This is a genomic window from Chitinophaga varians (genome assembly GCF_012641275.1).
GTDB classification, from domain to species: Bacteria; Bacteroidota; Bacteroidia; order Chitinophagales; family Chitinophagaceae; genus Chitinophaga; species Chitinophaga varians_A.
This window is the reverse complement of the sequence record NZ_JABAIA010000004.1, coordinates 262,307-276,431: the sequence shown is the minus strand read 5'-3', so window position 1 is coordinate 276,431 and position 14,125 is coordinate 262,307. Positions and strand designations below refer to the sequence as shown.

The window sequence follows — 14,125 nt, the reverse complement described above, 5'->3', positions numbered from 1 at the left end:
AACCAAAATGTTCTACGTTATGAGATTTACCGCCCTTCTCCTGCTGGCGGTCGGCCTGCAAACCAGTGCCGTAGCCTTATCGCAGCAGATCACGCTATCGGAAAAAAATGCACCGCTCAAAAAGGTGCTGAAAGAAATGGCCAGCCAGACCGGCATGTCAGTGGCCTACAGCGAAAGCCTGATGGCCGTCACCAGGCCTGTCACCATCGATGTAAAAAACGCTTCTGTGGAGCATGTGCTGGAAATAGCCCTCCGCGACCAGCCGGTGCGTTATACCATCAACAACGGCCGCATCCTGCTCAACAGTCGCAGCACTGCCGCGGCAGATTCCTCCCTGGTGGCCACCGGCAGGGTCAGCAATGAAAAAGGCGAACCCATACCCGGCGCCAGTATCCTCATCAAAGGCACCAACATCGGCACGGCCTCCGGCAACGACGGCCGCTTCGAAATCAAAATCCCCAAGGAAGCCGTCACCCTGATCATCAGCGCTGTAGGCTTTCAACCCACGGAAGTAAGCGCCCAACTACACACCAACATGGAGGTCCGGTTAAAAACGGGCACCAAAAACCTGTCTGAAGTGGTAGTAATGGGTTTCTCTGAAGTAGAGCGCCGGCACGTGGCCTCCTCCGTGGCACAGGTAGATGTAAAACTTACCAAAACCCGGCCCATCGCTAAACTGCAGGAAGCCTTTACCGGCACCGTTCCGGGCGTGACGGTCCAGCAAACCACCAACCTCCCCGGCAGTGTGCCCGGCATCACCATCAGGGGTATCAGCACCTTGCAGAATGCCAGCCCCCTCGTCATTGTAGACGGGATGGAACAAAGCCTCAACGACATAGACCCCAACCAGGTGAAAAGCATCACTGTGCTGAAAGATGCAGCGTCCGCCTCTATGTACGGCTCACGGGGTGCCAACGGGGTAATCATTATAGAAACAGAACGCGGACAGATGGGACGCTTCAAAGTGGACGTCAACACCTGGGCCGCCTTACAACAACCCATCGACCTGCCCAAATTTGTGAACGGCGTGGACTACATGCGGCTTAACAATGAAGCCCGCACCTTCCAGGGACAAACACCGCTCTATACCGATCAGGACATCAGCAAAATGGAATCCGGTGAAACACCTTCCGTAGACTGGCTGAAAGAAGGCATGCCCCGTAAAGCCAATTCCCAAAACGTGACCATGAGCGTGTCCGGCGGCGGCGGTATCGGCTCTTTTAACCTGATGATGGGATACCTGAAAGAAAACGGCCTTAACTCCTACGAAGGCTCCGGAAAATACTCCGCCCGCTTTAACACCAATGTGAACATCGCTGACAAATTCGTGCTGCTGGCCGACTTCTACGCGCACCGCCTGCAAATTAACCGGCTGAAAGAAAACGACGATGGAACAGGCCTGTACGAAAATCTCTGGAAAATGAATCCCGCGCAGCAGATATACTACCCTGCCAGTGATATCCCCGAGCACTACATCCTGTACAATGATATGAACCCGATAGCTTCCATTAACCGGGGAGGCTCACGCAACAACCTGTACGATTTCAGCTCCGTCAACCTCAGGCCACGATACAATATCAGCAAGCACCTCAGCCTGGAAGGAAACGTGTCTTACCAGATCAGCAAATCGGCCAACAAACGTCAGCGCGAGACATTCAAATTCTACGACGGCAACGGGAAACCGGTAAAAATATGGAAAAATGAAGTCGGCGCCGACCAGGACGTCAGCCAAAGCCAGCTGACCGCCCGCGGACTGCTGAACTATACCGGCAGCCTGCGCCATCAGGCCGACAAGATATATGTCACCGCGGGTTCGGAAGTGATGACCTTCAATTTCACCGACTATAAGGAAATAGCCAAAGCCTCCTTTTTCGGCAAACTGAACTACTCCTTCGATAACCGGTACATCCTCGAGTTCACCGCCCGTGGCGATGGCAGCAGTAAATTTGCACCCGGTAAGCAGTGGGGCTTTTTCCCCGCAGGAGCTGTCGCCTGGAACGTTACCAACGAAAAGTTCATGAAGGGGCTGGTTAACAACCGCATCATCAACAACATCAAACTAAGGGCTTCCTATGGCCTCATCGGCAATGAAAACGTAGACCCATACCTGTGGGAAGAGAACGTCAACGAGTGGGGCTGGCTGATGCGTGTGCCCAACATGAACTTTACCTGGGAAAAACAAAAACAGGGAAACATCGGCCTGGAACTGACGGTACTCGACAACCGGTTAAGCCTGACAGCAGAAGTATACAAAAAGAACTCCTACGACCTCATCTATTCCAGGTTCCCGGTACCGCCCATCACCGGCTCCAGCTCCCTCGAAGCCGCTTTCAATATCGGAGAAGTGGAAAACAACGGCTACGAGCTTTCTGTACAGTGGCAGGATAAAATCGGCAACCTCGGCTACAGCATCGGCGCCATGTTGTTCGACAACAGGAACAAAGTGCTGAAAGCCGGCTACCGCGACGGAGACACCCTCATCTTCAAAGATGACAACGACAAAATATGGTACAAGGGCATCGCCATCGATAACTATTATGGTTATAAAGCCAATGGTTTCTTCCGTGATCAGCGCGATGTGGACAATACTCCCGCTAAACTTCCCAACACGCTCCCCGGCGATATCAAATACATCGATCAGAATGGTGATGGCATCATCAACGATGCCGACAGGATCAACCTCGGCGATCCTTTCCCCCATCTGAACTATTCCGTTACGCTGGCCTTACAATACAAAAACTGGGACTTTAACCTGTTGGGCCAGGGCGTTGGAAAAAGGACCGGCCGCCTCAACGGTATGGAAGGTTATCCCATCCTGGTGGACGGCAGCAGCAATTCATTGGGCAAACCGCAACAGTACTATGCAGACAACCGCTGGACACCACAGACACCTGACAGCAGGTTCCCCAGGGTATGGACAGGCTCCAGCACCAACGCCTACCTCAGCGACATATGGCTGGGCAACGCAGCATTTTTCCGCGTGAAAGTACTCCAACTGGGATATACGTTCCCGTTACAGGGCAAAACCATCCGCAACGTACGTGTATACGTGAACGCACAGGATGCCATCACTTTCACCAGATGGGAAGGACTGGAACCGGAGCGTGACGGCGGCAATGGCAACTATCCCCGCATGGCCGTGTACAGCCTGGGCGTAAGGGCCACCCTGTTTTAGTCACGTTGTGGCACCCACGAAAATTTATTTCAATCCACTGCAAAATATGCATACGATGAAAAAGAGACTTATCCTACTTGTTTTACTTTCCGCTATCATGCCGGCATGCCAGAAATTCCTGGACAAACCGGACCCCACCGCCACTAAGTTTGATGAATTCTTTAATACAGAAGAAGACCTGCGGCGCGTTGTGTACAGCACCTACCTGGACGTGTTTACCAACCAGGGCGACAGAAGGCTGCTCTTCTACATGGAAGACAGCAAATCAGACAACGCCTACAGCAGAGTGGAAGGCGATAATCATCAGCGCATTGCCAACGGCAGCTACGATGCCAACACCCGCGCCTTTGAATATTACTACACCATCCACATGAAACACATAGGCCGTTTGAATACTTACCTGAAAAGCATCAATACGCCTTATGTGGAAGATGAGGCCATCCGCACCAAATACAAAGGCATCCTGGAAGGCCTCCGCTGCTGGCACTATTTCAGGATAGTGTCCCGCTGGGGCAATGTCCCTTTTTATCTCGAACCGGTAGACATCTCACAGGTAACACAACCGGCTAAATCAAAAGAGGAAATACTCAACACACTTTTCCCGATGGCGGAAGCCACCGCCAACACCCTGCCGGACAAGGAATATAACTCCGACGGCTATATGTTCAACAAATACTCGCTTAAAGCCCTGATCATGCGTTACGCCTTGTACAATGGCCGCTATGAGCTGGCGGCACGATTGGCCAAAGAGATCATGGACAGCGGCAATTACTCCTTGTACCCGGTGTACCGTGACCTGTTCAACTATAAGGGCGATAAAATCAACAAAGAGTTTATCATAACAATGGACATGCCCAGTCATGGTAACAGCGGCACGAACTCTTTTGAGCACCTGGGACCACATTTCCGGACGGGCAAAGGCCAGTCGTACGCCGTGCCCTTAAAATCACTGGTAGACGCCTACTGGACATTACAGGGCAATAAGATCGATGAGTGCCCCTATCACAGCAAACAGGACTACGAACTGGACCCCAAACTGAACCGTGATCCCCGCTATGCCGCCAGCATCATGGGCCAGGGCGATATGTTCGTCAACGAGCCGATCAACATCTATGACCAGAACAGCCCTATGTTCTATGAAAAAGAACGCGCCAGCCGCTCCGGCTACTGGTTCCGGAAATTCGTAGACGAAACTGATGCCTTCCGCGACGCCGGCAATATGCATTTCCCGATACTGCGTTATGCAGAGGTACTGTTGACATATGCAGAAGCCACGATCATGCAGAACAAAATCGATAACCTCACCAAAAGCTGTATCAACCAGCTCAGGGCCAGGGCCGGCCTCGACATGACCGAAGCAGACGTAACGCTGGCTAAATACAGCGCCTATACGCAGCAACAATGGACCGACCTTATCAGAAATGAACGAAGAACAGAACTGGCAGGAGAAGGCGTAAGATATGATGACATCCTCAGGTGGAAAATCGGTGACCAGGTAATGACCAAACCCGCACTGGGACATACCCGGCTGGTGAACGGCAGCCTGGTTTCCCTGAAGATAGAAGACCGCTCTTTTCAAGCGCGTAACTACCTGTGGCCGTTCCACTCCGGTAGTTTGAAAATAGAACCGGGATTAACACAAAACCCGGGATATTGATTTATGATCAGCCGTATATCCGCTTGCAGTGGGTATACGGCTGATATTATGATATGTTTATTTATGGGATTGGGCCAATAATTTAATATTATTCTCCCCTTCTTCTATCATTTGATAAATTTTAACATGGTTCTCTTCTTCAGCCGCGTGCTCTTTCTTTTTGGCAGATGGCTGACTGATGGATTGCTTCAGATTACTTTTAAAACTTGTAAAACGACTGCTACTTTGCAAATTGTCCTTTACCTTATTGGCGAGGTCACTTATTTTAGTCTCTGGAAATCGCTTTTCCTTCAATTTGCTTAAACCATAGGATATTAATGGCGTATTGATACTGTTGCCTTTTACCAGTTCATTTAAATAAAAATAAATTTTTTCCAGACCTTCAGGTGAATCATCACCCAATAAATTTAACTTCACCAATATCACGTAAGCTCCATATTGCCTGAAATCACTTATATATTTATGGTCCTTGTGCTGATTAACAAAATCAGCATACAGCTTATCAGCTTTTTCCCAGGAATTACCTTGTTTCTCCTTCCATTCCAACAAACTTGCACCTACGGGAAGTCCTTCACTCAAAAAATCTTCCTGTGCTTTAATATTCTGGACAGGATCAGTTATACCAGTTTCCGCCGATGTCAAATATTTTATTAGTGGTGGGAGTTGTTTATAGCCCAACCTGGCTCCTTGCACCTCTGCGTCATCTTTATCTTTTTTAACAAGGTTTACTGATTCAGGCTTTGGTGGAACTGTTCTATCCTTGACATTATTGTTACAACTTAGAACTGCCACTACAGTAGTTAAATACAGATACCTTTTCATAACTTTAGTATTATTTTAAAGTAATTTTCAGTTCAATACATTTAATGGGTACAATAGTAGTAGGTGCCTGCGGCATCTCTATAGTGATAATCTATTAATACATCATTCTGATAATGCCTTCCCAATGCGAGACCCGCATCGGGGTTGCTACAATCACCCGAACTGGACCAATACTCCCAGGCTATAAATTCGTAAGGCTGGATAATCCACTCTATACAAAAACACTGCGCCGCCTGAACAGTATTAAAAGACAAAACGGCAAGTAATGTCACTACTACTGAAAATGCAAATCTTTTCATGGCATTTAATAGTTTAGAGGTTAAAAGGGATTAAATAAAATGGCCATATTTCGCGCCATATATCTCCCTATAGTCAGCTAAACCAACATACTCTTTAACAATCCGTAAATTTTACTAATGGAGCTTCTACAGTACAACCGGTATAACTGGTTAACGAACAATATTTGAATCTCTAATCTGCCAAATAAAGATACATGTTGGGTTATTTTGAGCCTTATTCGAATATAAGATTATTTGTTGAAGCCAAAAATTATTCTTTCTACAAGGTAATTACAGATACTGAGATTACCCCCGCAAAATTTTCTCCATCTTCCTCCCCTTCGCCAATTCATCCACCAGCTTGTCCAGGTAACGCACCTGTTGCGTCAGCGGGTTTTCGATATCCTCAACCCTGTAACCGCAGATGACGCCGGTAATGAGGCCGGCGTTGGGATTCAGCGATGCACGCTGGAAGAAGGTTTCATAAGTGACTTTTTCCTTTATCAGTTTGTCCAGCTGCTTATCATCGAAGCCTGTCAGCCACGTGATCACCTGATGCAGCTCTTCTTTTGTTCTGCCCTTCCGTTCCACCTTTGCGAGTAACAAAGGATAGACAGAAGCGAAAGTCATTTTAGCGATACGCTGATCGTGTGTATGAGTGTCCATAGCCAAATATACTTCCGAATGCGGAATTAAAAAAGCCTTGTAAACGATGCGTTCACAAGGCTTTTGGGGTTATGCGCCAAATAGCTCTTTCAGCTTTTTGTTCATGGCGTCGTCATCTTCGCCGCCACCGCCATAGCGGCCAATGATCATGCCCTGCGGGTCAATGAGGATTTTGGTGGGCAGGGAATGGATGCCGTAGTCATCGCTGACATCTTCGGGATTAGGCAGGTTTTTCTTCCTTTTTTCCCAGTCGAGGCCACGCAGCACATGACGCCAGATACCGATGCCGTCCTGTTCCACCGCTTTCTTCCAGGCAGCATGATTGGAATCGTCGTCTGAAATGCCGATGATCTCAAAGCCTTTGTCTTTGTATTTGCCATACAGTTCTTTCAGATGTGGGTTGCCTTTGCGGCAGGGGCCGCACCAGCTGGCCCAGAAATCAAGCATCACGTATTTGCCTTTGAAATCGGCTAGGTTAAGCGTTTGGCCGTCGATGTCCGTTTTGGTGAAAACATGTGCCACGCTTCCCGGTGAACCGGCACGCAGACCCTCCAGTTCTTTTTTGATCTCCCTGCCATCGGCGCTCTGCTGCATTTCCGGCGACATACGGGCATAGTAGGCTTCCCCTTCCGCCAGCGGGATACCGCTTACACGGAAGCGCAGCAACTGTGCGCTGACGTAAGAGTTGGGATATTTATCGATGAACGCCTTATCGATTTTCTCCATGGCCTCATAATGCGGCTCCATCTGGTCTTTCAGCTTATCCATTTTATCTTTCAGCGGCTTCAGCGCGGCGTCTATCTTCTTAGCCCTCATACCGGCAATGTACTCATTGTTCAACTTACGATAGGCGGCTGACAATGGGCTCAGCTGTTTCATCACCGGCGCTCTCATTGCCTCCAGTTCATCCTGTTCCAGCTGTACTTTGGAGCCAGTCAGTCTGGCGTCTTTCAGTTTGCCGGTGGCCGACTTCAGCTGCATAGGCACAGGCTCTATAAAAAAGGAGGCCGCATCTCCTTCCCCATACATGGCTTTCTGTTTGTCGGTGTACAACCGGGCCTGCACCGGCTGTTCCACCGTACCAGTGAAAGTGAATTTACCGCTGTGTGTGATCACGCTGTCTGTTTTATATACGGCGGCGCCCTCCGGATAGCTGAGGTAGATGTAGCGGTCAGGCAGTCCTTTGATATCTCCCTTTAAAGTAAAAGCCTGCTTATTTTGTGCGCCTGCCTGTAAAGCGGGCAGCAGCAAAGAAAAAAGAACCCAGTTATTTTTCATATGGTGTTATTTATTATTAAAAAATCATTGAAGCGTGGCCGCCAGTTTGGTATGCAGCGCGGCTCCTCTCAGGTCTTTCGCGATGATGGTCCCCTGCGGATCGATGAGAAAGGAACAGGGTATGGCCTGTATGCCGTATTGCTGCGCCACCTCATTGCGAAACCCTTTCAGGTCAGACACCTGCATCCAGGGCATACCGTCCTGTTCGATGGCCTGTTTCCACTTATCGGCCTTATCATCCAGCGATACGCCGACAACTGTAAAGTTTTTATCCTTAAAAGTGTTGTAAGCTTTTAAGACATTCGGATTCTCGGCTCTGCACGGGCCGCACCAGCTGGCCCAGAAATCGAGCAGCACATACTTGCCTTTAAAATCTGACAGGCGTACAGGTTTGCCGTTGACATCGGCCTGGGTAAAGTCGATCATCGGCTGACCGACAGCGCTCTTCTTTAGTATAGCCAGCCGTTTGGCCAGGCGTGTGCCTGCGGCTGTTTCTTGCGCTGCCGGCGCCAGTTGGCGGTACAGGCTGTCCAGCGGCGCGTATTCGCCGATGACAGCCATGTCCGCAATGAGGTCCACACTTACCGGACTTTCCGGATGGGCAGCAATGTATTGTTTGCTCCGCTCCCGCCGTTGCTGGCGCAGCACATCTATCTTAGCTTCCAGCACTGCCTGGGCCGAATCGTTTCCCTTCACCTGCGGGTACTGCTGGTACAGTACATCTTGCTGGTCAGTAATATCCGCAATGGATTTTTCGTAGGCCTCATAAGCCTCCTGCGTGGCAGAACCGGTGATCTTCATCTTGTCCAGCGAATCCATGTTGCCTTTGAGGCTTACGGCGGCATTCTCCATGAACAGCTGCAGATAACGGGTGGAAGTACCGATAAAAATTTTCTGCGGTTCGGTAATGTTTCCGGTCCAGGTGAACCGGCCATCTTTCACCGCCACGGTATCGGTTTTAGCAGAATCAGCTACCGGCACGGAGATGAAAACAACCGTGTCTTTCAGTCCTGTCAGTTCTGCCGTAAGCGTGGCCGGCGGCGTGGTGGCCTGTTTACAGCCTGCTGCCAGTAACAAGGCGGCCATGAAGATTTTAGTGTGGGTATGCATCGTTTGGTATTTAAAGTGAATTATTTCTGATAGCCCGGGTTCTGCAGACCGATAGCGGGATTGTAGAGGAACTCGCTATGTGGTATTGGCAAAATATATTTAACCTTATCGTTGGCCGTTGGCCTTAATTCCTGTATCAACGAAGAAGGCAGGCGCAACAGCGCCATCCATTCCTGCCCGTCTTCGGCCACGAGGTTTCGCACGAATTCGAGGTACAGTTGTTTCAGCAGGTCATTGACAGATACCGCGTTGTCTACGGCACTGAAATCAGTTACACCGCCGCGGCCCATGACCGCCCTAAGGATATCGCGGGCGGCCTGTAAACTGCCACCGGAACGGACGATAGCTTCCGCTTTCAGCAGGTACACTTCTGTCAACCGGAAAGCATAGGCCGTTTCGGACAACACAGAAGGCGCATCGCCCTGTTTGATATATTTCAGGAAGTAATACGTGCCTTTCGTATAGCGGTTTTCGGTGCCTATCATCCAGGCGCGCGGATCATTCTGCAACAGGTCTTTTAATGCTGTTTTAGCTACGTACAGCGAAGAGGCCCCCGGCCAGTATTGCCGGCTGAGCACATAATAGAAGCTCTCCTGGTTTTGTTGTGGTTTGACGCCCAGTATAACCTCGGTGCTGCCCAGGCCTTTCAGGTAGAAGATATCTTTCGTTTGTGGCTCCGGCGTGTATTTACTGCGAAGGATAATGGAATCTGCCAGGTCCGCTACCTGCTTATAGTCTTCCGGCTGCCCGTGGCTCATCAGCACCCGCATTTTGAGCGCCATGGCCGCCCAGCGTGTGGCGTACCACGCCGGGTTCTCCGCGGGGGCATTGGCAATGGCGTCATCTACATCGGCAAGGATAAAAGCATAACTGTCTTTCACTGAGCTGCGGGCTTTCGGCAAAGCGTCCACCTGTGTAAAATCTTCGCGGAGCAGCGCTCCGTAAGGGCTGCCCAGGTCGAACCACTGCCCGAAGAAACTCAGCAGCTTGAAATGCGCATATGCTCTCAGGAAGCGCGCTTCAGCCAGCACCTCCTTTTTACGGTTGCCGGTGAAACGTTTGTCATCCAGCGCGGTCACGCCCTTGATGACCCCATTGGCAGCATTGATCAGCTGATAGGAGGATGTCCAGTAGATGTTCGCATAACCGGACTTTGCGTAGTTATTATCTATCTCCGCCTGATCTGCCCCGTAACCGTATCCCATATACCCTGCAAACATGGCAGGCGGCACCTCGTGTTCAAACCATTTCGTGATATTATCGCCGCTCACCGCCGCAAACCGGTAATAAGCGCCGTTGAGCGCTATTTCAGACGTCCGTTGGTCGATGATGGTGTTGCCATCCACTTTGGCGTTTTCCGGCAATTTTCCCAGTTCCTTTTTGCAGGACACACTTGTCATCACCACTGTGCTGAGTAACGTAAACGTATATATGATCCTTTTCATCATTAGCTGGTTTAATAGTTTTAAAATCCGAAACGCAGGCCCAGGTTAAACTGCTTTACGGTAGGGAATGTGCTGACATCGCTGCTGCCGTTGATCAGGCTGTAAGGGTTATTGCTCACCTCCGGGTCCGGACCAGGGTATTTTGTTATGGTGAACAGATTGGTGGCCGAAGCATATACCGAAGCATCACGGATGTGCATGCCGGCGGCGGTACGGGCGGGCAACTGGTAAGTAATGGTAATGGACTTCAGTTTCAGGTAGGAAGCATCATATACTTCAGCGCTGCTGGTATTGGCGCCATACTCTCCCAATATAAGCCGGGGCCTTTCCGCAGAAGGGTTTTCCGGTGTCCACCGTTGCAGTATCCTGGTGCCGCGGTTAGCGAAACTTTCGAAATTTTTGTTCTGCACATCGGCGATATATAACATCTGCCCACCATAAGAAAAGGTAAGCAGGGTGATCAGACTAAAATTCTTGTAGGTAAACGTGTTGGTAAAACCGCCGTAGAACTTAGGCTGCGCCTGACCGATAACATCCTGTTTATAGAACCCGTTGTCGCCGATTTCATACATGGCATCGCCGATGCCGAGGTAAGGCGCGAAGTACTTCGCATATACAAATACCTTCTTGTACTCGTCCAGCTGCTTCTGGTCACGGATAATACCGGTTTGTTTATAGCCGTAAAAAAGCCCCAGCGGCTCTCCTTTCCGCACCACCGCATTAGCGCTGAGGTACGTGGCGCCCGCGTCATTCGGGTCTGAAAAATCATTATTGATATCTTCAACCCTGGAACGGTTACCGGAAATATTCAGGGCGCCTGTCCATTGAAAATATTTTTGTTTGATGAAATCCGTACGGAGATCGATCTCCAGCCCTTTGTTGCTGATGGTGGCGATATTGGATATCACGCTGCTATAGGAAGAGCTGGGCGGCAGTTGTGTAGACAACAACAAACCGGTGGTTATCTTTTCATAATACCCGATCACGCCCCGCAGACGGGAACCAAACAGTTCAAAGTCCAGCCCCAGGTCTTTCTGCAAGGTAGATTCCCACTTGATCTTGCTATTGCCCAGCTGCGAAGGAATAAGTGCGTTGACGCCTCCATAGGAACCGGGCGTGTACAATGTGTAGTACAGGTTGTCACCGAAGTTCTGTGTACCGGTATAACCGGCGCTGACACGCAGTTTGAGTTCGTTGACCCATGCGGCCTTTTTCATGAATGGTTCTTCTGAAACCCGCCACGCGGCACCACCGGAAGGGAAATATCCCACCCTGTTGTGCGCCGGGAACTTGGAAGAAGCATCCGAACGGCCGGTGAAGGTGAGCAGGTATTTTTCTTTCAGCGCATAGTTGGCGCGCATATAAAAACTGAGCAATGCATTCTGCCCGGAGCTGCCTGTGGCAGGAAGCGTAATGGCAGCGGACGAGATATTGTTCAGGTATTTATCATCCGGGAAACCCTGGCCGCTGGCAGAGAAAGAGTTGAAACGGTATTTCTGCCAGGAGGTACCGCCCAGGAGGTTCAGCCGGTGGTTTTCATTGAACTGCTTGTCCCACGTGAGGGTATTTTCCACGAAGAGGTTCACATCTTCCGTCTGGCCCTGGGAAGCGGTACCGCCGTTGGAACTGCTCACGCCACTGGCGGAGGCGATGACTGCCGTGCTGGGCACATAGTTCTGCTGATGGAAATTGTTATAGTTCACCGAAAGGGTGCTTCTGAATTTCAGGTTTTTCAGCACGTCATAATCACCGGAGAGTGAACCGATGAGCGAGGCGGTTTTGCCCGTGTTAATACCGTCCAGTAATATCATAGGGTTCTGGAACCCCTGGTAATCGTATCCCCCGATCTGAGAACCGAGGAACTGGTAGGGTGTGCCATCGGGGTTAAACGCCGGCAAGGTAGGCGGCGCATACATGGCAGCAGGGTATATACCGTTGGTGATATTGTTTTTGGTGAAACCATAGTCCAGGTTGGTGATGATACGCAGCTTGCCGGTGATTTCATTATCGAGGCTGATTTTACCGGCGATGCGGGAAAAATCAGTTCCTTTCAGCACCCCGTCCTGTTTGGAGTAGGCCAGGGACGTATAATAGCGGGAACCGGAGCCACCGCCCCGTACGGAAATATCAGCATTGTGGGTCATAGCGTTCCGCAGCACCAGCTTAAGCCAGTCGGTGTTGGCAGTGCCCAGGCTTTCGGGATGGTTGATGACGTTGGTGGCCATAGGGTCCGGGTCCTGCCCTGCTGCGGCCCTGACGGCGTTTTTAGTGCGGGCTGCCTCCTGTAACAGGTTTACATACTGTTCCGCATTCAACAGTTTTTCGCGTATAGGTTGACTGACACCGGCGTAGTAATTGGCTTCCAGCACCGGTTTCTGATTCAGTTTACCTTTTTTGGTGGTGATGATGATTACGCCATTGGCAGCCTTGGAGCCATAGATAGCGGTGGCGGAAGCATCTTTCAAAATATCGATGGATTCGATATCGTTGATGTTAAGGCCTGCCAGGCTGTTAAGTCCGCGGGTAAAAGAGCCGTTCACCGAACTGTTGGGATTATCGCTGCCGGCCCTTTCTATGGGGTTCACCACTTCTGCCTGGTTTTGGATATAGCGGTTTTGAATGGTCACCTGTACCCCGTCGATGATATATAGCGGGTCGTTGCCGCCTAGCAGCGAGGTACCGCCACGGATGCGGATTTTGGCCACGCCACCGGGGGAACCGTCCGATTGGGTGACCTGTACGCCGGCTGCTTTGCCGGACAGCGCCTGGTCAATGCTGGCAAAAGGAACGTTCTTCACTTCCTCCACATTCACGGAAGCGACAGAACCGGTCAGGTCTTTTCTTTTGGTGCTGCCGTAACCCACGACTACGTATTGGTTCAGGTCATCCACCTTGGCATTGAGCTGTATTTCCAGTTTTGTTTTCCCGTTGAGCGATATGTTTTTTGATTCAAAGCCCACGCAGGAAACAAGCAGTTCAGCCCGGGCATCTGCATTGCGCAGCACAAAGAAGCCGGCCTGATCGGTGATAGCAGCCAGGTTGGTGCCTTTCACCCGGATGGTGACACCAGGCACCGGATCACCGTGTTTGTCGATGATCCTGCCCTGCACGTCCTGCGGAGGAAACAGGTCCGGTTGTTCCGGCTTTGTTTCCGCGGCGGGCAGTTTCCGGGAAATGACAATCGTATTGCCTTCGATGTCAAATGAGAGGGGTTTGTCCAGCAGTATCCTTGCCAGGGCGGTTTTCAACGGTTGTTCGCGTATGTCCGCAGATACGGGGCGGACATCTGACAAATCCTGGTTCCTGTAAAAAAATACGAATCCTGTTTGTTGTTTGATCACACTGAACACCTGTTGTAACGGCATGTTTTTGCATGCCACAGTAACGGTCTGGGATTTCCCGGTGGCGTAGATATGTAACGCCGCCGCCGTTAATAAAAAAGCGGTCAATTTCATTGCTCTCCAGATTTTGGTCACACGGTAGTTTTCGGCCAGCGGGGGCCTGTCGCCCCCGGTTGATACAAAAGTTTGGTGCCTGTTGCAGACAACATTAATTTTCATACCTTAGGTTGATTTTTGGTTGACAAATGTTTCCCATCCACCCTGTAAAGGGTAGCAGGAAGGGTTCAGAAAAAGGGTTAACCAACAGTCAAACCTGGTGCGGACGCCAATCTTGACACCAGGTTTTTTTATGG

The 14,125-nt window shown here is 50.4% G+C and carries 9 protein-coding genes; 2 read left to right on the top strand and 7 right to left on the bottom strand.

The features are described from left to right. Positions 1 to 19: 19 nt before the first annotated feature. Both HGH92_RS30500 and HGH92_RS30495 read left to right on the top strand, forming a co-directional pair. Entirely contained in the window at positions 20 to 3,175 is a 3,156-nt protein-coding gene (locus HGH92_RS30500; protein WP_211092794.1) for a SusC/RagA family TonB-linked outer membrane protein, read from the top strand. A gap of 55 nt (positions 3,176 to 3,230) precedes the next feature. Continuing rightward, positions 3,231 to 4,832, top strand: coding sequence for a RagB/SusD family nutrient uptake outer membrane protein (locus HGH92_RS30495; protein WP_168874636.1), 1,602 nt, complete (start codon positions 3,231 to 3,233; stop codon positions 4,830 to 4,832). 57 nt (positions 4,833 to 4,889) lie between these two features. On the opposite strand, the gene HGH92_RS30490 is transcribed toward HGH92_RS30495, so the two are convergent. The 7 genes from HGH92_RS30490 to HGH92_RS30460 form a co-directional block, all read right to left on the bottom strand. Then, positions 4,890 to 5,654: a hypothetical protein gene (locus HGH92_RS30490; RefSeq protein ID WP_168874635.1), complete on the bottom strand. Its 765-nt coding sequence runs from the start codon at positions 5,652 to 5,654 to the stop codon at positions 4,890 to 4,892. A 41-nt stretch (positions 5,655 to 5,695) separates the two neighbouring features. Beyond that, entirely contained in the window at positions 5,696 to 5,953 is a 258-nt protein-coding gene (locus HGH92_RS30485) for a hypothetical protein (RefSeq protein ID WP_168874634.1), read from the bottom strand. A 285-nt stretch (positions 5,954 to 6,238) separates the two neighbouring features. Further along, the gene (locus tag HGH92_RS30480) at positions 6,239 to 6,598 is read right to left on the bottom strand and encodes a DUF2200 domain-containing protein (protein ID WP_168874633.1); all 360 of its coding nucleotides are present in this window, start codon (positions 6,596 to 6,598) and stop codon (positions 6,239 to 6,241) included. Positions 6,599 to 6,667: 69 nt separating this feature from the next. Beyond that, the gene (locus tag HGH92_RS30475; protein WP_168874632.1) at positions 6,668 to 7,876 is read right to left on the bottom strand and encodes a TlpA disulfide reductase family protein; all 1,209 of its coding nucleotides are present in this window, start codon (positions 7,874 to 7,876) and stop codon (positions 6,668 to 6,670) included. 24 nt (positions 7,877 to 7,900) lie between these two features. Then, positions 7,901 to 8,986, bottom strand: coding sequence for a TlpA disulfide reductase family protein (locus HGH92_RS30470; RefSeq protein ID WP_168874631.1), 1,086 nt, complete (start codon positions 8,984 to 8,986; stop codon positions 7,901 to 7,903). Positions 8,987 to 9,006: 20 nt separating this feature from the next. After that, positions 9,007 to 10,434: a RagB/SusD family nutrient uptake outer membrane protein gene (locus tag HGH92_RS30465; RefSeq protein WP_168874630.1), complete on the bottom strand. Its 1,428-nt coding sequence runs from the start codon at positions 10,432 to 10,434 to the stop codon at positions 9,007 to 9,009. Between the two features lie 17 nt (positions 10,435 to 10,451). Beyond that, positions 10,452 to 13,991: a TonB-dependent receptor gene (locus HGH92_RS30460; protein WP_247655091.1), complete on the bottom strand. Its 3,540-nt coding sequence runs from the start codon at positions 13,989 to 13,991 to the stop codon at positions 10,452 to 10,454. Positions 13,992 to 14,125: the final 134 nt, after the last annotated feature.

Excerpts from the sequence above, each read along its gene's own strand:
- HGH92_RS30480 (WP_168874633.1), bottom strand. The coding sequence starts at position 6,598 with ATGGACACTCATACACACGATCAGCGTATCGCTAAAATGACTTTCGCT.
- HGH92_RS30465 (WP_168874630.1), bottom strand. The coding sequence starts at position 10,434 with ATGATGAAAAGGATCATATATACGTTTACGTTACTCAGCACAGTGGTG.
- HGH92_RS30490 (WP_168874635.1), bottom strand. The coding sequence starts at position 5,654 with ATGAAAAGGTATCTGTATTTAACTACTGTAGTGGCAGTTCTAAGTTGT.
- HGH92_RS30485 (WP_168874634.1), bottom strand. The coding sequence starts at position 5,953 with ATGAAAAGATTTGCATTTTCAGTAGTAGTGACATTACTTGCCGTTTTG.
- HGH92_RS30470 (WP_168874631.1), bottom strand. The coding sequence starts at position 8,986 with ATGCATACCCACACTAAAATCTTCATGGCCGCCTTGTTACTGGCAGCA.
- HGH92_RS30460 (WP_247655091.1), bottom strand. The coding sequence starts at position 13,991 with ATGAAAATTAATGTTGTCTGCAACAGGCACCAAACTTTTGTATCAACC.
- HGH92_RS30475 (WP_168874632.1), bottom strand. The coding sequence starts at position 7,876 with ATGAAAAATAACTGGGTTCTTTTTTCTTTGCTGCTGCCCGCTTTACAG.
- HGH92_RS30495 (WP_168874636.1), top strand. The coding sequence starts at position 3,231 with ATGAAAAAGAGACTTATCCTACTTGTTTTACTTTCCGCTATCATGCCG.
- HGH92_RS30500 (WP_211092794.1), top strand. The coding sequence starts at position 20 with ATGAGATTTACCGCCCTTCTCCTGCTGGCGGTCGGCCTGCAAACCAGT.